Origin of the sequence: Streptosporangium sp. CA-135522, assembly GCF_050949235.1 — a bacterium.
Taxonomy (GTDB): Bacteria; Actinomycetota; Actinomycetes; order Streptosporangiales; family Streptosporangiaceae; genus Streptosporangium.
This window is the reverse complement of sequence record NZ_CP192026.1, coordinates 1,296,414-1,318,627: the sequence shown is the minus strand read 5'-3', so window position 1 is coordinate 1,318,627 and position 22,214 is coordinate 1,296,414. Positions and strand designations below refer to the sequence as shown.

Sequence of the window (22,214 nt, the reverse complement as noted above, 5' to 3'; positions counted from 1 at the left end):
GGAATAGCTCGAAATGTGATCAATTCGCCGGACTGCAGCGTGGTCGTCATCACCTACAACGACGCCGCGCGGCTGCCCAGGGCCGTGCGGTCCGTGCTCGGCCAGTCACTGCGGAACATCGAGGTGGTCGTCTCTGACGACGCGAGCACCGACGACACCGAGCGGGTCGTGCGGGAGCTCCAGAGGGAGGACTCCCGGGTCCGCTACCTGCGTGGGGAGGTCAACAGCGGCGGTTGCGGAGGACCGCGCAACCGGGGGGTGGCGGCGGCCCGCGCGCCGTACGTCATGTTCCTCGACAGCGACGACCGGCTGACCAGACACGCCTGCAAGAGCATGGTGCTGGAGATCGAGCGGACCGGCGCCGACTTCGTCACCGGGCAGATCTCCCGGCTGTACGAGTGGAACGGCAAGACCCAGCGCTACTATCCCAGCCTGTTCGCCAGGCGCAGGACCGTCGAGGGGATCGCGCGGGAGCCCGAGCTGTTCCTCGACTCCTTCAGCACCAACAAGCTCTACCCGGCCGAGCTGCTGCGGCGGCTGCCCTTCCGGGAGGACCTGTACTACGAGGACCACGTCTTCACCACCGAGCTGTACTGCGCCGCACGACGCTTCGCGGTGGTCCCGTGGGTCGTCTACCTCTGGCACCGCGCGCCCGCGACGGACGGGGCGCGGTTGTCCATCTCGCTGGGCATCGAGGAGATGGACAACGTGCGGCACCGGATCAGGGCGGCCAGGCTGAGCGACGACATCCTGCGCGAGCACGGCCTCGCCCACCTGGTGCCCGAGCGGCAGCGCCGTTTCCTCCACCAGGACCTGCGGGTCTACCTGAACCCGTTGCCCTCGCGCGGCCCGGCGTGGGCCGAGGAGTTCGCCACGCTGGTCCGCCCCTACCTGGCCGAAATCGCCCCGGAGGCCTTCACCACGGTCGAGCCGGTCGCCCGGGTCTGCTGCGGTCTGATCCTCGACGGCAGGGCCGACGAGCTCCTGGTCGCCGCCCGATCCCTGAACGGGCCGAAGGCCGCGCCGCGCTTCGCCGTACAGGAGGGCGGGCGGACCTATTGGGGCACCGCCCCCGCCGAGAAGATGGACATCACCGCGCTGCGAATGGCCGAGCTGCCCTACACCGCGGCCCGGCTCCGCCACGAGGCCGCCTTCGTCGGCGAGGGCACCCGGGTCAGGCTGACGATCAGGACCTACGACCCGTTCGGGGTGCTCGCCGCCAACCCCGGCTGGCAGGCGTTTCTGGAGTTCGGGAGCCACCGGGTACGGCTGGCACCGCGCCGGCAGGACGACGGCGGCCATCTGAGCGAGGCGACGGTCGACCTCGCCGCGCTCAGGCACGGGCGGCTGGGCTTCGACGGCCACTACGACCCCCGGGTCGCGATCGTCCGCGCCGACGGCCGGACCACCTCCGACCGGCTGCTCGTCGATCCGGTCGCCGAGCCGGTCGTCGCCGCCGTTCCCGGCCACCGGGTCACGGTCGGCGCCGAGGGACAGGCCGCGCTCCTGCGGGTGCGGTGGCGGCGGGAGGGCGCGCTCCGGCAGGTGCTCCGAGCGGGGCGGATCGGCCGCAGGCTGATCAGGCGGGTGGGCCGGCCCGACGTGAAACTCCGCGTTTACAAGGGCCTGATAAAGATCGTCCCACCCCGCCGCGACCTGGTGCTGTTCGAGTCCGACGTCGGCGCCGGATACACCGGCAATCCGCGCTACGTCTATGAGGAGCTCCGGCGGCGGCGGGCGCCCCTGCGCATGGTCTGGTCCGTCGCCAGGAACCGGCGCAGCTTTCCCCCGGACGCCACACTGGTGCGACGGACGAGCTGGCGTCACCTGTGGACCATGGCCAGAGCGGGCTACTGGGTCGACAGCCACGGCATGCCGCTGGCCTATCCCAAGCCGGCTCGGACCCGCTATCTGCAGACCTGGCACGGCCAGGGCATCAAGTCCGTCGGTTTCAACTCACCGGACCTGCGGGCCGACTTCCCCGGGCCACGGGCGCAGTGGCGGGCGGCGGTGGCACGGTGGGACGCGCTGGTCTCGCCGAGCGCCGAGTTCGAGCGGGTCTTCCTGCCCTCCCACGGATACGAGGGACCGGTGCTGCGGTACGGCTCGCCTCGGTGCGACGTGCTCGTGCACGGCGACGACGAGGCGGTACGGCGGGCGAAGGACCGGCTGGAGATCCCGCCGGGGCGTAAAGTCCTCCTCTACGCGCCCACCTACCGGGATCGGGCCAGGTCCTCGGGCCGGTCGATCCGGGCGGACCTGGCCATGATGGCCGAGGCGCTCGCCGACGAGTGGGTGGTGATCCTGCGCCCCCACCCGGTCGAGCGCTATCGGGTGCCGCAGGACCTGCGTCACTTCGTCCGCCCGGCCGGGAGCTATCCCGAGGTCAACGACCTGATGCTGGCCTCGGACGCACTGCTGACCGACTACTCCTCGCTGATGTGCGACTACGCGATCACCGGCCGGCCGATGCTGTTCCTGATCGACGACTGGGAGGAGTACCGCCGCGTGGAGCGGGGCGTCTACCACGACCTGCCGGCGATCGCCCCCGGTCCCTGCCTGACCACCACGCGGGAGGTGATCGACGCGCTGCGCGACCTCGACGGTGTGGCCGCGTCGTTCGCCGGCCGCTACATCGAGTTTCGCGGGTTGTGGTGCTCCGACGAGAAGGGCCACGCCTCGGCGAAGGTGGTGGACGCCTTCTTCGGACCCGCGTGGGCCCATGGCTCCGGACGGAACCGGATTCCCGGGTGGGCCCGGTGAGCGGCCGGCGAGACTCGGTGGTGTTCGCCTGTATGGACGCCGACACCCTCGGCGGAATCCAGCGGGTCACCCACACCGTGGCGCAGGGCCTGGCCGAGCGGGGGCACGATGTGCACGTGGTCGGGCTGCACCGGGCCGAGAGCCCGTTCCGCTACGTGGAGCGGCCCGGCTACCGGCACCACGTGGTCCACCGCACGCCGATCGGCAGGGTGTCCCGGCTCGGCATGCGCAGGGAGCGCCGCGCGCTCGCGGGGCTGTTCCGGGACCTCGGGGCGGGCTTCGCCGTACTCTCCTCACCGGGCGTGGTCACCCGGCTCGCATCCCTGCTCCCCGACCGGCTGCTGCCGATCGGCCAGTACCACGGGTCCTACGAACACGCACGGGGATCCTGGCATCTCGGCTCGGTCCGGGGCCATTACGGCGCGCTGGAGAAGGCGGTGTTCCTCAGCGAGGACGACGCGTGGCTGTTCTCCGAGCACGCGTTGCTGCCCAACACCTGGGCCATCCCGAACCCGCTGCCCGACTGGCCGTCGCGGACCGCCGAGCTGAACGGTCACCGGCTGCTGGGAGTCGGCAGGCTGGAGGGCGTGAAGCGATTCGACCGTCTGATCTCCGCGTTCGCCCAGGCCCGGTGCACCGTGGGTGAGGACTGGGAGCTACACCTGATCGGCGAGGGCGAGGAGCTGGAGCGGCTGCGGGCACACGCCCGGGTGTGCGGGGTGACGGACCGGGTGGTCTTCCGCGGCGCGGTCCCCGCGGCCGAGATGGGTCGCGAGTATCTGAACGGATCGCTGCTCGGGCTGTCCAGCGAGCACGAGGGGCTGCCGCTGGTGCTCGGCGAGGCCGCCTCCTACGGCGTGCCCTCGGTGGCGTTCGACGTGTCGGGCGGAGTCCGGTCACTGGTCGTCGACCAGGAGACCGGCCTGCTGGCGCCGCCGGCCGACGTGCCGGCCCTGGCGGCCGCCCTGGCCCGGCTGATGGCCTCGGCACAGGAGCGGCGACGGCTGGGCGCCGCCGCTCGCGCGCACGTCGAGACGTTCCGGCTGGAGCGGGTCCTGGACCGGTGGGAGGAGCTGTTCGAGCAGGTCAATCGCTGACCACCGGGTCGGTGGGAGGCCCCGTCCGAGCAGGTCAACCGCTGACCGCGACGGGTTCGTTGCGCGGCAGGGGCACCCCGGCCAGCACGAGCTGGCCGGTGGTGAGCCGGGCGCCCAGCGGGTTCGGCTCGCGAAGCCGGATCAGCCGGTCGAACGCCACCCGCTTGACCCGGGCCAGCTTCCGCTTGGCCGCGGTCCGCTCGTAGGCGACCATTCGCGCGGTGTCGGTCTTCGGAGCCCCGCTGAGCTCGTAGCCGTAGGTCTCCAGCCGGTCTCCGAGGATGCTCTCGCACAGCGAGATCTCCCAGGGGTCGAGCCGCTTCTTCCACGAGCCCGACCGCGAGGTGGTCACGTCCTCGTGTGTGCGGGAGTGCCACGTCTTGTGCGCGGGGCAGGCGATGTCGGCCATCAGCTTCGGCTCGCACATGGCCGGGGCGAAATCCTCCCCGAGGAACTCGCACAGCCTGCGCAGATGGGCCTCGGGGTCCGTCGTCAGATCCTCGTAGCGCAGCTCGTGATAGCTGCCTTCGGGAAGCTTCGGCGCGCCGTGCCGGGCGAAGTCGATCGCCTCGGCCCAGGCGGCGACCGCGCTGTAGACGCTTCCGCTGTACCAGGGCATCTCCTTCAGCGACGCCACGCAGTCCCGGCCGTCCCTGATCAGGTGGACGAACTGCGCGTCCGGGAAGAGCCGCAGCAGCACGTCGATGTGCTGGAAGTACGACGGCCGCTTGTCGCCCCAGCGCGGCTTGCCGTGCTGGGCCGCGTAGGAGCGCAGCACGATGCCCAGCGCCGAGCCGAGCGTCGGCGGTCCGTCGACGATCTGCCGGATGACCTCCTCGCCGTCCAGCTTCAGCTCGTGGAAGCGCGACTGGCGGCGGTTGACCACCCACTCGGCCAGCTCACGCCGGCGTGCCTGGTCGTTCAGATCGCCGAAGTGCAGCCGTCGCTGGTAGGCGGCGACCATGAACCGGGTCTCCGGGGGAATCGCGATGCGGGGGTGGGCGTGCGTCATGAGCTGCAACATCGTCGTCCCCGAGCGGGGACAGCCCACGATGAAGATCGGTCGATCCGATTGCATGGTCAGACCTTCGCCAGCTCGCCCAGCTGCCGGGTGGTGAGCTGCGCGGCCACCGGGCTCGGCTCGCGGAGCCGGTTCAGGCGGTCACGGATCTCCTTGCGCCGGCGAGCCCAGCGCCGCTTGGACGCCGCCCTCTCGCACGCCTCGACGTGCTCGCGGTCCGCCTTGGGGGCGCCGCTCAGCTCGTAGCCGTTGGCGGTCAGCCGCTCGGCCAGCACGCTCTCGCAGACCGAGACCTCCCACGGCTCCAGCCTGGACTTCCACGAGCCGGACCGGGCGGTGGTCACGTCACCGTGGGTGTTGCTGTGCCACACCTTGTGCTCCGGGATCGCCACCCGGGCCACGTGGTACGGCTCGCTCATCGCCGGGTCGTAGTCCTCGCCGAGGAAGTCGCACAGCTTGCCGAGCTCGGTCTCCGGGTAGGCCGTCAGATCCTCATAGCGCAGCTCGTAGTAGCTGTCGGCCGGGAGGTTCTTGGCGTGCCGGCGGCCGAAGTCGATCGCCTCGGCCCAGTTGGTCACCGCGTGGAAGACGTCCTTGGTGTACCAGGGCATCTCCTTCAGCGACGCCACGCAGTCCCGGCCGTCCCTGATCAGGTGGACGAACTGCGCGTCCGGGAAGAGCCGCAGCAGCAGGTCCACGTGGTGGTAGTAGCTGGGCCGCTTGTCGCCCCAGCGGGACTTGCTGTGCTGCTCGGCGTAGGAGCGGAAGGTGATCCCCATCGCCGAGCCCAGCGTCGGCGGCCCGGCGGCGATGCTCTCGATCAGCTCTTCCCCGTCGAGCTTGAGCTCCTTGAACTTGGTGTCCTTGTCGCTCACGATCCATCGGCCCAGCCTGCGCCGGTTCCCCTGTTCGCGCAGGTCGCCGAAGATGAACCTGCGGTAGTAGCCGGGCACCACGAAACGCGTCTCCGGCGGCACCGCGATACGCGGATGGGAGTGCAGCATGAGCTGCAGCATGGTGGTGCCGGAGCGCGGGCACCCGATCACAAAGATCGGTCGGTCGGACTGCATGACAACGAACCCCCGTAAAAGATGATCAAACAGGTACGCGCTGCGCGTTCTCCGGGCGCGGCACCGCAGGCGCGGCCCGGGTGAACAGCCACATTCGGTAGATCAGAAAGACTTCGTTCACCAGGAGCAGCGTTCCCGCCACGATCGACACGGGCAGCAGCGCCGCCACCCCGATCAGCGGGGCGACCACGAACACCGCGGCGTGAAACTCGATGCCGCTGATCAGATGGCTTCGTACCCGGTGGCGGACGAGAAACCGGCCGAACCTGCGACGCAGGGTGAGCGACCTGGGCGCCCTGGGCTGCCCGGGCTGCCGGGGCTGCCGGGGCACCACCGGTCCGGCGTTCGCCAGGGACTCCAGCCGGTTCTCCTTGACCACCTCGCGCACGCGCTTCATCTGCGGCGCGTTCACGTAGCGGAACAGGTCGAGGACGGCGACCCCTGCGCCGAGCATGATGTAGGCGACGTCCCCCGTCGCCACGTACTGCCCGAACGCGAGCCCGATCGCGCAGCAGACCACCCGGATCCGGTCGCCCACGTAGTCGAGCCAGAGGCCGAACGCGGTTCCCGTCTCCTTGAGCCTGGCGATCTTCCCGTCCATGCAGTCGACCATGAAGCTCACATAGAACAGCGCGGCCCCCGCCACGAGCTGCCCGAACGCGAAGCAGACCGCCGACCCCATCCCGAGGACCAGCGACAGACGCGTGAGCCCGTTGGGCGTGACGGCCGTGTGGTTGGCGACGAGCAGCGTGAGCCTGCACGCCACCGGATCGACCATGAAGACCGTCCACCAGGAGTCTCTTCGTTTGCGGGTCGCGTGAACGTCGTTCAACGAATAGGCCCTCATGTGTTCCAGCATGACCACCCCACGTGATCAAAGGATGACACTCGGGCGCCAAGAGAGAATCTCCATACCGGTTCTTGACCAGCAGCGTCATTCAGGGGGGACCGCGCCGGCGGCGTCCGGCCGGGGCGCGATCGGGCGATCGACGTGATTGGCGGGGAAAGCGGGCAGAGCCCTTCGGCACGCGACACGGTCAGTCCCGGAAGACGTGGTCCACGACGCGCGCGGCGGCGTTTCCGTCGTCGAGGTGGCAGAAACGCTCCCGGAAGGCGTCGTAGGCGCGGGCGTGGGCGGAGAGGACTCCCTCGACGTCGGTCAGCGCCTCGATCACCTCGTCCGTGGTCTCCAGGAGGGGACCCGGAGCGTGCTCCGCCGGATCGAAGTAGAAGCCGCGCAGCCGTTCGCGGTAGTGCTCCAGGTCGTAGGCAAAGAAGATCATCGGCCGGCCGGTGCCCGCGTAGTCGAACATGAGGGAGGAATAGTCGGTGACGAGGACGTCCGCGATGAGCAGCAGGTGCGTGACATCCGGATATCTAGTGACATCGGCGAAGCCCTCATGCCGGCTGACAGTGCCCGGTGTCCCGCAGGTGTTCGGGTGCCCCCGATACAGCAGGACGCAGTCGCCGCCCAGCGCCCGCAACGCCCGATCGAAGTCCAGCCGGATGTCCGGCTCGTGCCGGCCGCCGGGGAGCCCGTGACCGTCCCGGCAGGTCGGCGCGTACAGCACCACGCGCTTGTCCCGGGCGATTCCCAGGGCCTCTCGCACCCGCGCGGCCGCCTCACCGCTCCCGGGCCGGTGCAGCAGGTCGTTGCGGGGGTAGCCGGACTCCAGGACGGGGCCGCCGTACCCGAAGGCGTGGGGCAGGATCGAGGTGCTGAAGGAGTTGGGCGAGATCAGCAGATCCCACCTCGCCACCTCCGGCGCGAACCTGCGCAGCCGGGAGGCTCCGTCGTTGAAACGGCCCTTGGCGATGTCGTGGCCGATCCGCTTGAGCGGGGTGCCGTGCCACGTCTGGACGTAGACCTGGCCGTCCCGTTTGGCGAACCAGTCCGGCGCCGCCTCGTTGGAGAAGACGTGGCTCGCGTGGGCCAGCGCCTCGTAGTGGGCCCGGCTGTCGCGCAGCACGACCCGCGCGTCCCCGGCGGGCCGTACCCGGCCGTCGGCGGAGATCCACACGCACTCGCGGCCGTCCCCCCTGCGCCGCAGCTCCTCGTAGATCGCACGCGGGCTGTCGGAGTACTGATGTCCCCGCCACGACTCGAACACCACGAGGTCGCGGAGCGGCTCCCTCATGAACGCCGGGTAGTCCTGCCGCACGAGACGCCGCTGGGCGTGGGCTCCCGCGTCACCGTCGAGCGCCGGCCGGACGTCGACGGCGACGCCGTTCGCCCGATGCCCCCGCACCCGGAAGGTGTGCATTCCGATGGTCCGGGGGTCGGGCAGGTCGGCCGGCAGGCTCCTGGCCAGCCGCAGGGGAGACGGGCTCTGCGGCGGGCCGATCAGGATCTCCCACCGGCCGCTGGGCAGCGGCAGCCGCTCGCCGTACAGCTCGAACGCGGCCGGCGAGAACTCACCGGCGAACCGTTCCCCGTCCCGGTCCAGCGGCACGTGGTGGATCTCACCGCCGTCCGCCCTGCGCAGGACGAGCCGGTCCCGCGGATCCGCCGCGCCGGAGCACTGTCCCGCCACGCGAAGGACGTCGTCCGCGCCCCAGCCGATCTCGGTCACCGTCGGCCGGACGGGACGGACCACCGCGCTGAGAGGCCCGAACCCGGTCGCCGTGATCCCGACCTCGCGATCCCCCACGGTCACGTACGCCTCTGTGGCCACCAGCCCGGCCGTCAGCCTTCGGAGCTTGCCGGAGTCCACGGTGACGAACAGGTCCCATCGGAGGTCGGGGTCGATCTGCGGGCTCGTCGTGACGTCCCCGAGCAACTCGGCGATGAGCAGGTCGGCCGCGGGGAGGTGGGCGCTGAAGCCGACTCGCCCGTCGCCGAGGGGTTCGCAGCGGGCGGGGACGCTGACCTCTCGGTGAACCCGGCGCAGCCGCGCCAGCAGCGTCCCGCTCGGATCGATCTGCGCCTTGGACGCCACCCAGCCGGACACCTCGATGGTCCCCTCGTCCGCGGCCCGGGGCTCCGCCACGGCTTGGACGCTCTGGATCCTGAGCAGCACCTCGTCGTCGGCGTTCACATCCACGTGCAGACAGGTCCGGGGAGTGATCGGGACGCCCGGGAACCGGCGGGCGTCGCTGCTGGTGGTCGCGACCAACGGGCCGGCACGCCGGATGGACTGCGCGGTGACCGCGACCTCCACCTGCCACCTGGACTTTCGGACGGATTCGGCCAGCGCGACCGGATCGACGTCCACCTCGAACCCCGACCAGTCGTAGCAGTTCATGCCGCGACGGGAGAAGGCGGTCACGTCCGTGCGGAGCACCCGCTGGACCGGCAGCTCGATGACGCGCTCGGTGCGGGTGTTGCGCAGTGTCACCGCGATGTCGGACGACTCCTCGGCCGGCAGGTCGATGCCCTTGATGTAGGCGCGGCCGGACACGCGCAGGCAGCCGGTGTCGGCCTGCCACTGAAGCCCGTCGATCCTGCAGGCCAGGCCGAAGTCGTTGTCACCCGCGCGGAAGACCTTCCGGGGCAGCACGCCCCTGTGCATCATCGGGTGGTCGCCGTACCAGCCGAACACCCGGCGCGTCATGCCGTGGAACACCCCCTCCCGCCGGTCGGCCAGCACCTCGGTGAACTCCTCCGCCTGGCGGCGCTTCAGCAGTTCGAACACCAGGCGCTGCTCCCAGGGGAGTTCGGACAGGATGTCGGGGTCCATGCGCTCGACGAACGATCCGGCGCTCTCCAGCAGGCGCCCGAGGTAGTCCTCGTCGGCGTCCAGCACCGCGTTGACATAGAGGGTGAGGTCGCTGCGCAGGACGAACTCGTCGAACTGGCGCCGCAGCGCGGGCGACGCGTGGGCGGCCAGGAAGGTCTGGACCCGCGTGATCGACGCGATCCGGTCCTCCAGGTTGCCTGGCACGGTCCGGCTCTGCGTGATCGACGGATCTCCGACGTCCCGTTGCCGCCAGTAATAGATCACGTCGCTGAGCACGTCGACCGAGCGCGCCAGCACATGGGCGGGGATGGTGACGGGCGCGTCCTCGTAAAGCCCGCCGGGGAAACCGAAGCCGTGCTCGCGGTAGAAATCATGACGGAAGACCTTGTTCCACGCCGTGCGGTCCAGGAGCAGGTCGGGACGCGTGTTGATGTGCGTCTGCCGGGCGGTCTCCCGGAAAGGCCTGGAGTGCAGGCCGGTCCGCCAGGTCTCGGTGGAGTTGAGGTAGAGCACGTTGCCGCACGCGAAGTCGGAGCCCGACTCGCGCAGCGAGGAGACCAGCAGTTCGTAGGCGTCGACGGGCAGCATGTCGTCGCTGTCCATGAAGCACAGGTACTCGCCGGTCGCCTGGAGCGCGCCCGCGTTCCTGGCCGGCCCCAGGCCGGCGTTCTCCTGGTGGATCACCCGGAACCGGCCGTCCTTCTCGGCGAACGCCTTGGCGATGACGGCGCTGCCGTCGAGCGATCCGTCATCGACGCAGATGACCTCGATGTCACGGAGCGTCTGCCTGGCGATCGACGCCAGACAGCTCTCGAAATAAGGTTCCACGTTGAAGAAGGGGACGACGACACTCAGCAGCGGCGACAAGGAGTCAGCCTCCAACATCCTCGGAATCCGGACCAACCGGGGTGGTCCCATGAGGGGAGCGGGAGCGGGTCCGGGCGCGTCCCATCTCCATGAGAATGAGGAGAACGCCTGATAGACGCCCGGACCATGCGTTTAAATGAAGCGACCCTTGTCGATCCTTGACCGCCGCGGACAGCCGGTCAGATCAGATCCCAGCTGAGCGGAGTCCCCCGGGGGACGTCCCGCCGGAACGTTCGGCCGGCGACCGTCGCGATCGCGTCCGGTGGGAGCCCTCCCGCCGGCCGGATGGAGCGGACGTTGCCGTCCGACACCACGTCACCGGCGCGGACGTCGGCCACGACATACAGCGAGCGGCGAAAGCGCATCCCCTCGCTCTCCGCGGAGACGGGGCGGACCACGGTGCCGCCGAGCGCCTGCCATGCGCGGTCGCTCTCGACGACGAGCGCCGACAGTTCGTCCGGCTCCAGGGAGAACGCCGCGTCGACGCCTCCCCCCGCCCTGTCGAGGGTCACGTGTTTTTCGATCACGCACGCGCCGAGCGCCACCGCGGCCACCGCGGCGCCGATGCCCGGCGTGTGATCCGACAGCCCGACCGGCAGCCCGAACGCCTGCGCCAGAACGGGCAGCCTGCGCAGGTTGCCGTCGGAGGCCGCCGCGGGATAGGCGGCCGTGCACCCGAGCAGGACCACGTCTTCGCCACCGACCTCCCGGGCCGCCTGAACCGCGGCGTCCATCTCTCCCAGGCTCGCCATCCCGGTCGAGATGATCAGAGGTTTTCCGGTCCGCGCCACCCGGCGGATCAGCGGCAGGTCCACGATCTCCGACGATGCGATCTTGTAGGCGGGCGCCCCGAGGCTCTCCAGCAGGTCCACGGCCGTCGGGTCGAACGGGCTGGAGAAGACCGTCAACCCCGCCGACCGCGCCCGCTCGAAGATCGGTTGGTGCCATTCCCAGGGCGTGTGCGCGCGTTCGTAGAGGTCGTAGAGGCGCTCGCCGCCCCACAGATCGTGTCCCTGGGAGATCCGGAACGACGGCCCGTCGGCGTCAATGGTGATCGTGTCGGCACGGTAGGTCTGAAGCTTGAGCGCGTGCGCCCCCGACGCCGCCACCGCATCGACGATCTTCATCGCCTTCGCGAGATCGCCGTCGTGGTTGCCGGACATCTCCGCTATGACGTACGGCGGAGCATCGGCGCCGACGGCTCGCCCATCAATGAACATCTTCACTCCGTTGGACTCGCAACGCCATGTTTCCGCGCGATGTGCGCACCATCCGGATCCCCCATCCGTTCATCTCCCATCCGGGAAGCTCGTGAAGGGCCACGGGCATCCGCAACGGCCGGTCATCGGCCATGCCGGACAAGAACATGTTCCAGGTGGCCGTCTCCTGCTCGACCCGAAGATCCTCGGTGGGCACGTTCATGACGAACTCCCGGCGGCCATCGGGCGCCGGCGCGGTCTCGACCCGATAGGTCCGCACCGGGCCGTCCATGACGCTCATCACCAGGGTGACGCCCTCGGCGTTCTCCTGTTCGTCGTGCCAGCCGGAGATCTGCAGCCGGTCGCCGGTCAGGTCGCATCGGGTCACCGCCGCCCGTGGACGCTTGACGATGAGGACGGCCAGTCCCTTGTCATCGATGAGCGGCTGGATCCACATCCCGGAGTCCGTCTCGTCGGGGCCGAGCGAGGGGGTGTGTCCCCGTAGCCGCGCCTCCCTGACCATGCCGTCCACGGTGATCCTGACCCATGGCTCCCACCTGGCGGCCTGCCCGGCGATCGGCGCGGGATCGCAGACGAAGGCGAAGCCGAGACCGTCCTGCTCCACCGGCAGCCCCAGCACCGCGCCGGTCCCGCGCTCGTGCAGCCACACGTCGATCGAGGACGACGCCGCCCCGGCCACGACCCCCGGCAGCTTCACCCTGCCCGTGCCGTGCAGCAGACCGGCACGCCACTCCCAGCCCTCCAGCCGCCCGGTCATCGTGAGCTCACGGGAGACGTCGAAGACCCACCGGGGAATGCCGTACCCGCGCCGGAAGGGATAGTCGGCGTACCACCTGTGCCGTGACAGCAGACCCCGCCGCAGCCGGGCGTCGTCGATGCCCTCCCGCTCGAACCGGACCGCCTCGGCCAGCTCCGCGACCATGCGCCGGTGCAGCAGCTGGATCTGCAACCGGCGAATCGCGGGCAGCTCGAGATGGGCCTTGCGGCGCACCGTGTCGAGGTAGGAGCAGACGACCTCCAGCAGGAGACCGGGCTCGACGCCCGCCGCCAGCGCCTCGACCGCCACCCGCAGGTCGTTGCGGAGGGTGTCGCGCTCGTAGACGCGACGCAGCTCGGGAGCGTGCTTTTCGAGGAATCCCGCGGTCTCGGACACGGAGATCATGAGGTCGGTGACGTTCTCCGCGCGAAAGCGGCGCTCGGTGATGGACCCCTCGCGCAGCCGCCAGACGTAGACGACCTCGGAGAGCACGTCCACCGCGCGGGCGCGCACGTGGGCGGGGATGGTCACCGGCATGTCCTCGTACAGTCTGGCGGGGAACTCCATGTCCAGGGCGTCCCAGAAAGAGCGCCGGAAGACCTTGTTCCATATCGAGCGGTCGAACAGCAGGTGCACGTTCTGGGTGATGTGCGTGCCCACCCGGGTCTTGCGGAAGGCGTTGCGGTGTGCCCAGGACTGGACCAGTCCCTCGGAGGTGAGACGCTGCACATTGCCCGACGCGATGTCGGATCCGCTCCGCTCCAGGGAGTCGACCAGGAGTTCGTAGGCGCGTGGCGGAACGATGTCGTCGCTGTCGGCGAAGGCCAGATAACGTCCCGTCGCGTACTTCACACCGGTGTTCCTGGCGGGGCCGAGGCCCTGGTTCTCCTGGACCACCACCCGGAAGCGTGGATCCCGTGCCGCGTACTCCTTGGCGATGACCGCGCTGGCGTCCATCGACCCGTCGTCCACGCAGATGACCTCAAGGTCGCCGAACGTCTGGCTCTGGATCGAGGCCAGACACTCGTCGAAGTATTTCTCGACGTTGTAGTACGGAACGACCACACTGAGTTGTGGCATATGGCTCGCCCCCTCAGGCATGTTGAACTAACGTGCGGTGCTTCCGCCCGAACCGGCGCCGAAGATCCGCCACACCGGGCGGAGGATCGCCATCGGAGCGTTGATCACACGCTTGCCCCGTGGCCCCGCCTGGGTCCGGGGCTTCTCCTCACGCCGTCCCGCCTGCTTGGCGGCACGGACGGCCTTGGCAAGCTTGGTCAGCTTGGCTTCGGCGGCGTCCAGGTCGCGCTCAAGCATGGTGATCTTCTGCTGTGCCTCCTCCAGTCGTGCGCGAAGGCGGCCCCTGGCCGCGTACAGCTCCCGGTAGCTCTCCCGCCGCTCCCCCGGCCCGCCCCGGGCCGGGCCCGACGCGTCCGGATCGTTCTCCTCCAGGCCGGGCGTGCCCTGCTCGGGGCCGCCCCGGTCAGGGCCGGTCCGGTCGGCGCCGGTTCGGTCGAGGTCCTCCCGATCCGGTCCCCGCCCGGCGTCCCCGCCGTCCCGGGCGCCGCCGTTCCAGACACCACTGTCACGGGCACCACCGTCACGGGAGGTTTCCAGGTCGGCGTCGATCTGCGCGTCCAGCTCCGCACCGCGGCGGACGACCTCCGGGTCGGCGCTCCGGCCCGCCATCGACAGCAGCGTCAACGTCAGCCGGTCGGCGCCGAGCTGCCAGGACCACGGATGCCACTGCCCCGAATCCAGCAGGTGCACGGCGAACCGGCGCAGGACCCTGGCCAGGACCGCATCGGCGTCGAGCTCCCCCGGAAGCTGCCAGCTGGCGTCCAGCATCGTGAACCGGGCGCCGTCGAAGACCACGTTGTCGGCGACGGCGAAGGCCGCCCACCCGGGCACCCTCCCATCGGCGCCGTGGCCGTCCATCCATCGCAGGAAGAGGCCGAGGATCTCACGGACCTCGACGACGTCGTTACGCGCGCAGGCGGCCATGAGGATCTCGGTCAGGGACCGCCCCTCGGGGACCGGCCCGTCCAGCAGCCCGGGCGTCCGGGTCACCCGCCCCGACACGCGCAGTGTCCTGTCCCCGCGTGCCCGGCGGATCCATCCGCCCTCGGCCGCCGGGGCCAGCTCGCAGGGGAGCCGCCAGCAGGCGGCGGTGTCGGCGTCCGTGGTCAGCGCCACCGGCATGGTCGCGAGGCGGCCACCGGCGGCGTGCGCGGTGACCACCCAGCGCGGTGCGATCCGCGCTCCCAGGCCGCCGGCCATGGCCGTGCGGACGAGGTGCCGCGCGTCGTAACCCGGCGGGGGCGTGCCGAAGGCCCCGGCGCAGGCGGTCGCGACGAGGGTCGCCGGCATCGAGGCGCTCTCCAGCGCGGAGACCTCCAACAGGAGGTGCGGCCGGGCCGGGTGGCCGTACGCCGCGTAACTCCTGCCCGTCGTGAGACCACAGGCGTTCAGCAGGCCTGCCAGCTGCTCCGGGGTCGCCGGACGGGACTGGTCCAGCTCCGCGGCCGCCCAGTCGTCGTCCGCCCGCCGGTGGACCTCTGAGGGGTCCGCGGCGAAGTGGTGGAGACCCAGCGGGTTCTCCACGCCGAGCACGAGCGTTCCTCCCGGGGCGAGCATCTCGGTGAGCAGCCGTAGGGACTCGCTCCACGAGCCGCCCGCGCGGTCGAACGACGTGAGACGCTCGACCCCGTCGAGGGCGATCACCACGTCGAACGCCTCAGGGAAGGCCGCCTTCTCCAGGCTCCCGCAGTAGACCGTCAGATCATGGCGTCGCGCCAGGTGGCAGGCGTCGGAATGGGAGCGCAGCAACACGCTCAGCTCGCACGCGCCGACGGCCGGGTCGTCGAGGAGGGCCACGGGGTGCGGCCCCGCGACCAGGACCCGCGCGCCACTGGGCAGCAGGGGGCGCAGCAGCTCGCCGAGCACCCCGGCCCCGCGGGACGCGTCCTGTCCGGTGTCGGACCACTCGAGCATCTCTCCCCCGACGAGGTGAACCCGGGCCGCGGCATCGTCACAGATCATTGGTCTCCCCCGACCATCCGAAAACGGTTTTGATCTCCTCGGGGGACACCCGGTAACTGACCCCCAGCTCCTCGTCGGCGATCTCCCGCGCGGTGGCGAGGGCCACTTCGGCGCCGTGGAGCTCCGGCCACAGCCGCCGGACGCGGGCGACACCGCCGTGCATCGGATCCTCGTTCGCCAAGACCATGGGATTGCCGTAGACGGCCGGTTCGCAGCCCGCCGCGATCCCGTGGAACACCGCGGTGCTCAGCCGGTTGGACGCCACCCTCCGGTGGCGGCGGAGCTCGGCGAGCTGACGGTAGGGGAAGAGCGGGTCGGTGCCCTTCTTCATCCAGCCCCGGGCCCCGTGGCTGATCACCCGGAAACCGGCCCTCTCGTAGAGGCTCCGGATCTCGGGCTCGCCGAACTCCAGCCAGTAGAGGCAGACGGTGACCGGCCCCCGCTCGACCTCACGGATCTCGTCGATCAGCCGCTGGTGGTCGCCGTCCACGTGCTGGCGCTCCCAGCCGTGGAAGGGGTACCAGATCGTGCCCTCCCGCGGCGTTTTCGGCTCCCCGAGCTCCATCTGCGTCAGGTAGAGCCAGGGTGCGCCGATCGGGTAGTAGTCGCGGCGCCCTCGCGCCCAGCCCCGGCGGCGCATCGCGTCGGACCAGACGAACTTCGGCGTCGCCGGAACGTATTTCTCCCTGGGGCCGAACCCGTCCAGGGCGTTCCATCCGTGCTGGAGGTATCCGTTGATCCGCGGTGGCCTGCGCCGCTCCAGCCTGCAGTAGCGGGCGAAGACATGGGCGTGCCCGTAGAAGTGGTTCGTGTGGTGCATCGTGCCTCCACTCAGCCGAGGATCGTGTGGAGGGCTTCGATGACCCGGTCCTGGTCCGAATCGGTGAGATCCGGGAACAGGGGCAGCGACAGTTGCCGCGCGTAGAACTCCTCGGCGACCGGGCACATACCGCGCCGGTAGCCCATGTCGGCGAAGACGGGGTGCCAGTAGGCGGGCAGGTAGTTCACCTGGACGCCGATGCCCCTCTCCCACATCCGTTCGTACACCTCGCGCCGCCGCCCGTCGAGGATGCCGACGGCGTACAGGTGCCAGGCGGGGTCGACGTGGGACCGCCGGGCGGGCAGCCGCAGACCGGGCAGAGCGGACAGGGCCTCGTCGTAGCGTGCGACGAGCCGGGCCCGCCGCTCCTTGAACTCGCCCAGCCGCCGCACCTGGCTGATGCCGAGGGCGCACAGCACGTCGGGCAGGCGGTAGTTCAGGCCGAACTCGTGGACCTCCTGATGCCAGCCGCCCTCGCGCGGCTCGCGCTGCTCCCCTGGGTCCCTGACCAGCCCGTGGTTCCTGAACCGCCGGGTGCGCCGGAGAAGCTCCTCGTCGGCCGTGGCGACCGCGCCGCCCTCGGCCGTCGTGATCGTCTTGGTCGGGAAGAAGGAGAAGGTCGTCAGATCCGCCAGGGCTCCGACCGGCCGGTCACGGTAACGGGATCCGATGGAGTGGGCGGCGTCGTCCATGAGCAGGGCCCCGGCCCGGGAGGCGACCTCGCGCAGGGCGTCGTACTCCGCCGGGTGACCGGCGTAGTCGACGGCGGTGACGACCCGCGTGCGCGAGCCGGTCGCCGCCTCCGCGGCCGCGGGGTCGAGGTTGCCGGTGTCCTCCTCCACGTCGGCGAAGACGACACGGGCGCCGAGCATCACGGCCGTGGCCGCGGTGGCGACGAAGGTGATCGGCGAGGTGACCACCTCGTCTCCCGCGCCGACGCCGGCCGCCGCGTAGGCCGTGTGCAACGCGGCGGTGCCCGAGGTCACCGACACGCAGGGCACGCCGCCGGTCCAGACCGCGAGCTCCGCCTCGAACGCGCCGACGGCCGGGCCGGTGGTCAGCCAGTCGCCTCCCAGAACCTGCAGGACGCCTTCGATGTCGCGCTCGTCGATCGACTGTCTACCGTACGGAAGCATCAGGCTCTCACCGCGTTCTTATCGCGAGCAGTTCGCGGATGCCCTCGACCGACAACCACTGGTCGTTGGTGTCGGAGCAGTAGGAGAAGCCCTCGGGGACGCCGTGTCCGCCGGGTGGCGGGACGTAGCCCCAGGTCGCGATCGTGGGCTGCACCACGTAACGGGTGGCGAGCCGTATCGTCCGCCGGCTGTCGTCGGCGGCGATCATCTCTTCGTGGAGCTTCTCCCCCGGGCGGATGCCGACCTCGTGCATCGGGGCGCCCGGGGCGACGGCCTCGGCCAGATCCATGATCCGCATGCTGGGGATGCGCGGGACGTAGAGCTCCCCGCCCTGCATCAGCTCGAAGGAGTCGACCACGAACCGGACGGCCTGGTCCAGGGTGATCCAGAAGCGTGTCATCCGCTTGTCGGTGATCGGCAGGCTCTTCTCCTCGGCCGCCAGCTTCTGGAAGAAGGGGATCACCGAGCCGCGGCTGCCCATCACGTTGCCGTATCTGACCACGGCGAACCGGGTCACGTGGTTGGAGGCGTAGTGATTGGCCGATACCAGCAGTTTGTCCGCTACCAGCTTGGTCGCCCCATAAAGGTTTATGGGACTGGAAGCCTTGTCCGTCGAGAGTGCGATGACTTTTCGGACACCACAGTCAATGGCCGCTTCTACGACATTCTGTGAACCGCTCACATTGGTCAGGACATATTCGAATGGGTTGTATTCGGCCGTATCGACCTGCTTGAGCGCGGCCGCGTGCACGACGTGGTCGACACCGTGCATGGCACGGGTCAGGCGGCTGCGGTCGCGCACGTCACCGATGAACCAGCGCAGCCGGGGGTCATCGGCGAACAGCTGCCTGACCTCGTACTGCTTGAGCTCGTCCCGCGAGAACACGACGACCCGCCGCGGGTCGTGATGGTCGAGAACGTGCCGGATGAAAGCCTTTCCAAACGATCCTGTCGCCCCGGTTATAAGGATCGATGACCCTTCAAGCTCGCCCACCCGAGTCCCCCCATACAAGACTTCCGTAACTTACGGTAGTCATTCAGTGACGAGCTCGTAGCATAACGTAGCGTCACCATCACCCAGCCGAGTTAGGAAATGTTTTGGCCGTTCACATCGCCGGAGTCATTCAGGCCCGCATGGGGTCCACCCGCCTGCCGGGAAAGGTCCTGCGGACGCTGGGCGGGCGCACCGTCCTGGAACGGGTCGTGCGCGCCGCCTCGCGCGGCGGCGCCCTCGACGACCTCATGGTGGCCACCACCATCGAGCCCGCCGACGACGACGTCGTGGCGGAGTGCGAACGGCTCGGGGTCTCCTGGCACCGCGGCCCGGTGGACGACGTGCTGACCCGCTTCCTCGGCGCCCTCGACCGGCTCGGCTGCGACGCGGTCATGCGCATCACGGCCGACTGCCCGCTGCTCGACCCGGAGATCGTCGCGATGGCGGCGGCCACCTGGCGGGCCATGCCCGTGCTCGACTACCTCAGCACCAGTCCCCAGCCCAGGACCCTGCCCAGGGGGCTGGACGTGGAGATCGTCTCGTCGGAGGCGTTGCGCGCCCTCGACGCGGTGGCCGCCGGCCATCACCGCACCCACGTGACGTCATACATCTACACCCACGCCGAGCGCTTCCGGATCGTCGGCCTCACGTTCCCACCGGGCGACGCCGATCTGCGCCTCACGCTCGACACCCCGCAGGACTGGGCTCTGATCAGTGCCGTCGTCGATCGTTTCGGAGACGATCCGGTGCCGTCACGGGCCCTGATCGGGTGGCTGAGGGGCCGGCCCGAGGTCGTGGCGCTCAACGCCGCCGTGGAGCAGAAGGCCCTGGAAGAGGCATGAGGCACGAGGCCGGAGGAGTGCGGCGTGTCGGCATCCGGTGCGACGCGGACGCCGGCCGCGGCGTCGGCCACCTGATGCGCTGTCTGGCTCTCGCCGAGGAGCTGCTGGCGCGGCGGCTGGAGGTCGTCGTCCTGGGCGAGGTGGGCGGGCCGGCGTGGGCGAGAGGGCAACTCGACCGGCGCGGCCTGAGGCTGGTTCCCGGGCCCGACGACGCGCCCGGTCTGGTCGAGGCGGCCCGCCGGTTGGCGCTCGACGCCGTGGTCATCGACTCCTACGACCTCGATCCCCGCTGCTCGGGGGCGCTGCGCGCGGCCGGTGTCAGGGTGCTGGCCGTCGTCGACGACGACGACCGCGGCCAGGACGCCGACGTCTACCTGGACCAGAACCTCGGCGCCGAGCGCGGCCCCGACGGCGTGCCCGCCGGATCGGTCCGGCTCGCGGGGGTCCGTTACGCCCTTCTCCGCGACGACGTGCGGCGGTTGCGCGGGCACGGGCCCGCCGAGTCCGCCGAGCCCGCGGCGCTCGGCCGGCCACCCCGGGTGCTGTGTTTCTTCGGAGGCACCGACGCGGCCGGCGCGGCTCCCGTGGTGGCCGGAGCGCTCGTCGCGACGGGCATGCCGTTCCTCGCGACGGTCATCACCCCGCGAGAGGGAGCGCTGGACCGGCTCGAACCGGTGGAGGGCCAGGCGATCCGCGGGATTCCCCCCACCGACGACCTGCCGAGCCTGATCGCGGCGGCCGACCTCGTCGTCACGGCGGCGGGCAGCAGCACGTGGGAGCTTCTCTACCTGGGCAAGGCCGCCGCGCTCGTATGGGTGGCGGACAACCAGCGGCCGGCCTATGAGGAGGTGGTCTCCCGCGGGCTGGCCATCGGCCTCGGCCACCTCGGGACCGTGACCGCCGCGGGCGACCTCGCCGGCGCGCGTCTGCGGGAGCCGCTCGCCTCCGCCCGGCTTCGCGGGGAACTCGGCGCCCGCGGGCCCGCGCTGGTCGACGGCGAGGGCAGGGCGAGGGTCGCCGACGCCCTGCTCTCGCTCTGATCACCTCACCAGTTCCATGACGACGACGGGCTCCTCGACCCCGGCCACCCTGCGCGTGTAGGTGCCCACCTCGACGAACCCGTGGCGGCGGTGCAGGGTCCTGACGGCCTCGTTGCGGACCAGGACCTCACCGCGCAGGGTGCCGATCTCCAGCTCGGCGAACGCGTACGCGATCGCCTCGCCCTCGATCCGCATCCAGGCGGCCAGGAGCTCGCCCCGCTCGCCGAGCCCGTCGACGTCGAGATAGAAGCCCCACCCCGCCCGTCGAGCCCGGACGTCGTGGTCGAAGAGGTTCACCACCCCGCTCGGCACGCCGTCGTGCTCGTAGATGAGGATCCGGCGCGTGTCGTCGGTCACCGTCGCGCTCCACCAGCCGCGGTGCTCCGCCTCGCCGATCTCGTGATCGGTGAAGCTGACCCCCCGCACGCGCGGGTGGTTGCGCCAGCGCCGGACCATCTCGCTCTCATGCTCGAACGCTCTCCTGAGCATGGCGGTCAACCGGTCCGCACCGTGAGGTAGGCGGGCGGATCCTGGATGTGGCCGAGATCGGACTCCAGGATCTGCGACTCCCCACGGGTCCCGACCTCCTGGAAACCCGCGAAGCGGTAGGTCACGAACATCACGCGGTTGCGGTCGTTGGGCAGGAACTCCGCCTGGAGCCGCACGCCGGCGTCCCGTGCCAGCCGCATGACGTGGTTCAGCAGGACCGTCCCGACGCCTCGGGACATCACCCGGCAGGACATGAGCAGAAGCTTGAGCGTCCAGATCTCGGCGCCGCGCTCGACGAGGCCGAGACCTATCTTCCCGTACGACCCGAACCTGTCCTCCAGGCCGGCCACCAGCAGCAGATGGTCGGCAGACTCCGCGAATCCGCGTAGCTCCTCATAGGAATAGGTGATCCCGGTGGAGTTGAGCTGGTTGGTGCGGATGCTGAGCTCCTCGGCGCGCCGGAGGTCGGCCTCCGTCGCCGGGGAGATCGTGAAGGTCATGTCGAGCGTGGCGAGGAAGTCCTCACTCGTGCCGCCGAACTCACGTTCGGCGGCATCCCTGAGCTCGGCTCCCACGTACATGGATCGCCGGTTGCGGGAGTCGTCGGTGACGAACCTGGGTGTGAAGATCGGCATCTCCGGAATCCTCGGCACGTCACCGGCGTCCAGGCAGAGCACTCCGGGATGGGCGAAGGCGACCTCCTCCCGCTCGAAAGGCTGGTCGTCGATGAGGGCCAGCGTGTCGATTCCGATGTTCAGCGACTTCGCGATGGCCGCCACGGACTCGGACTTCGAGCTCCAGCCGATCTGGGGGGCGAGGAAGTAGTCACGCAGGCCGAACCGCTCCAACTGCTCGATGGCGGCCTCACCGTGGTTCCTGCTGGCGACCGACTGCAGGATTCCCCGCTCGTCGAGCACCTTGATGACCTCCGCGACCCCGGGCCGGAGCGTCACCTTCCCGTCTTCCAGCAGGACGCCGTCCCACACCGTGTTGTCCAGGTCCCAGACGACGCACTTGATCGGGCGAGGGTCCGGCCTCTCGACGCTCGCGGTCACGCGGACACCGCCCCCGCCTGCGGAGCGGCCGAGATCCGCCGTACCAGCGCCGCCATGGACCGGACGCTGCGGAAGTTGCCCATGTGAAGCTCGTCGTTGGGCATCGTCACCGCGAAAGTACGCTCGATGAACATCACCACCTCCATCGCGAACATGGAGTCGACGAATCCCATGGCGAAGATGTCGTCGTCGTCGCTCCAGGCGCGGCCGGCGAAGCGTGGTTCGATGAATGCCCTGATCTGCGTGTCGATTTGATCTTGCACCGATTTCACCCTTTCGGTCACGGCAAGCACCGAGGTAGCTCGCAGTATCATCGCGACA

At 70.2% G+C, this 22,214-nt stretch carries 17 protein-coding genes; 4 read left to right on the top strand and 13 right to left on the bottom strand.

Features of this window, described 5'->3' with window-relative positions; translation table 11 throughout:
• Window positions 1-15: 15 nt before the first annotated feature.
• Both ACQPYK_RS06570 and ACQPYK_RS06565 read left to right on the top strand, forming a co-directional pair.
• On the top strand, window positions 16-2,763 hold the full coding sequence (locus ACQPYK_RS06570; protein WP_433251751.1) for a bifunctional glycosyltransferase/CDP-glycerol:glycerophosphate glycerophosphotransferase: 2,748 nt from the start codon (window positions 16-18) through the stop codon (window positions 2,761-2,763).
• A complete protein-coding gene (locus ACQPYK_RS06565; protein ID WP_433251748.1) occupies window positions 2,760-3,860 on the top strand; it encodes a glycosyltransferase in 1,101 nt (366 codons plus the stop codon). The genes ACQPYK_RS06570 and ACQPYK_RS06565 overlap by 4 nt, the downstream gene beginning before the upstream one ends.
• A 34-nt stretch (window positions 3,861-3,894) precedes the next feature.
• On the opposite strand, the gene ACQPYK_RS06560 is transcribed toward ACQPYK_RS06565, so the two are convergent.
• The 10 genes from ACQPYK_RS06560 to pseB all read right to left on the bottom strand — a co-directional run bounded on the left by ACQPYK_RS06560 (window position 3,895) and on the right by pseB (window position 18,467).
• On the bottom strand, window positions 3,895-4,938 hold the full coding sequence (locus tag ACQPYK_RS06560; protein WP_433251745.1) for a sulfotransferase family protein: 1,044 nt from the start codon (window positions 4,936-4,938) through the stop codon (window positions 3,895-3,897).
• 2 nt (window positions 4,939-4,940) lie between these two features.
• On the bottom strand, window positions 4,941-5,951 hold the full coding sequence (locus ACQPYK_RS06555) for a sulfotransferase family protein (RefSeq protein ID WP_433251742.1): 1,011 nt from the start codon (window positions 5,949-5,951) through the stop codon (window positions 4,941-4,943).
• 25 nt (window positions 5,952-5,976) lie between these two features.
• Window positions 5,977-6,798 (bottom strand): CDP-alcohol phosphatidyltransferase family protein, encoded by an 822-nt coding sequence (locus ACQPYK_RS06550; protein ID WP_433251739.1) that lies wholly within the window; start codon window positions 6,796-6,798, stop codon window positions 5,977-5,979.
• A gap of 190 nt (window positions 6,799-6,988) precedes the next feature.
• The gene (locus ACQPYK_RS06545; RefSeq protein ID WP_433251736.1) at window positions 6,989-10,516 is read right to left on the bottom strand and encodes a CDP-glycerol glycerophosphotransferase family protein; all 3,528 of its coding nucleotides are present in this window, start codon (window positions 10,514-10,516) and stop codon (window positions 6,989-6,991) included.
• Between the two features lie 161 nt (window positions 10,517-10,677).
• Window positions 10,678-11,718, bottom strand: coding sequence for a pseudaminic acid synthase (pseI, locus tag ACQPYK_RS06540; RefSeq protein ID WP_433251733.1), 1,041 nt, complete (start codon window positions 11,716-11,718; stop codon window positions 10,678-10,680).
• Window positions 11,708-13,555, bottom strand: coding sequence for a glycosyltransferase family 2 protein (locus tag ACQPYK_RS06535; RefSeq protein WP_433251730.1), 1,848 nt, complete (start codon window positions 13,553-13,555; stop codon window positions 11,708-11,710). The genes pseI and ACQPYK_RS06535 overlap by 11 nt, the downstream gene beginning before the upstream one ends.
• A 27-nt stretch (window positions 13,556-13,582) precedes the next feature.
• Window positions 13,583-15,517 (bottom strand): class I SAM-dependent methyltransferase, encoded by a 1,935-nt coding sequence (locus ACQPYK_RS06530; RefSeq protein ID WP_433251727.1) that lies wholly within the window; start codon window positions 15,515-15,517, stop codon window positions 13,583-13,585.
• Window positions 15,507-16,337: a hypothetical protein gene (locus ACQPYK_RS06525; RefSeq protein WP_433251724.1), complete on the bottom strand. Its 831-nt coding sequence runs from the start codon at window positions 16,335-16,337 to the stop codon at window positions 15,507-15,509. The genes ACQPYK_RS06530 and ACQPYK_RS06525 overlap by 11 nt, the downstream gene beginning before the upstream one ends.
• An 11-nt stretch (window positions 16,338-16,348) precedes the next feature.
• A complete protein-coding gene (locus tag ACQPYK_RS06520) occupies window positions 16,349-17,473 on the bottom strand; it encodes a DegT/DnrJ/EryC1/StrS family aminotransferase (protein WP_433251721.1) in 1,125 nt (374 codons plus the stop codon).
• Between the two features lie 7 nt (window positions 17,474-17,480).
• Entirely contained in the window at window positions 17,481-18,467 is a 987-nt protein-coding gene (gene pseB / locus ACQPYK_RS06515) for a UDP-N-acetylglucosamine 4,6-dehydratase (inverting) (RefSeq protein WP_433251718.1), read from the bottom strand.
• A gap of 104 nt (window positions 18,468-18,571) precedes the next feature.
• On the opposite strand from pseB, the gene ACQPYK_RS06510 reads away from it, so the two are divergent.
• Together ACQPYK_RS06510 and ACQPYK_RS06505 are read left to right on the top strand one after the other, a co-directional pair.
• A complete protein-coding gene (locus ACQPYK_RS06510; RefSeq protein WP_433251715.1) occupies window positions 18,572-19,309 on the top strand; it encodes a cytidylyltransferase domain-containing protein in 738 nt (245 codons plus the stop codon).
• The gene (locus ACQPYK_RS06505) at window positions 19,306-20,349 is read left to right on the top strand and encodes a PseG/SpsG family protein (protein WP_433251712.1); all 1,044 of its coding nucleotides are present in this window, start codon (window positions 19,306-19,308) and stop codon (window positions 20,347-20,349) included. Before ACQPYK_RS06510 ends, ACQPYK_RS06505 begins: the two co-directional genes overlap by 4 nt.
• Here the strand turns inward: ACQPYK_RS06505 and ACQPYK_RS06500 are convergent, their stop codons facing one another.
• From ACQPYK_RS06500 to ACQPYK_RS06490, 3 genes are read right to left on the bottom strand one after another with little or no spacing between them, the layout of a single operon-like run.
• Window positions 20,350-20,838, bottom strand: coding sequence for a GNAT family N-acetyltransferase (locus ACQPYK_RS06500; protein WP_433258706.1), 489 nt, complete (start codon window positions 20,836-20,838; stop codon window positions 20,350-20,352).
• A 5-nt stretch (window positions 20,839-20,843) separates the two neighbouring features.
• Window positions 20,844-21,893, bottom strand: coding sequence for an HAD-IIIC family phosphatase (locus tag ACQPYK_RS06495; protein ID WP_433251709.1), 1,050 nt, complete (start codon window positions 21,891-21,893; stop codon window positions 20,844-20,846).
• Complete coding sequence (locus ACQPYK_RS06490) at window positions 21,890-22,156, bottom strand: acyl carrier protein (RefSeq protein WP_433251706.1); 267 nt, start codon at window positions 22,154-22,156, stop codon at window positions 21,890-21,892. Before ACQPYK_RS06490 ends, ACQPYK_RS06495 begins: the two co-directional genes overlap by 4 nt.
• Window positions 22,157-22,214: the final 58 nt, after the last annotated feature.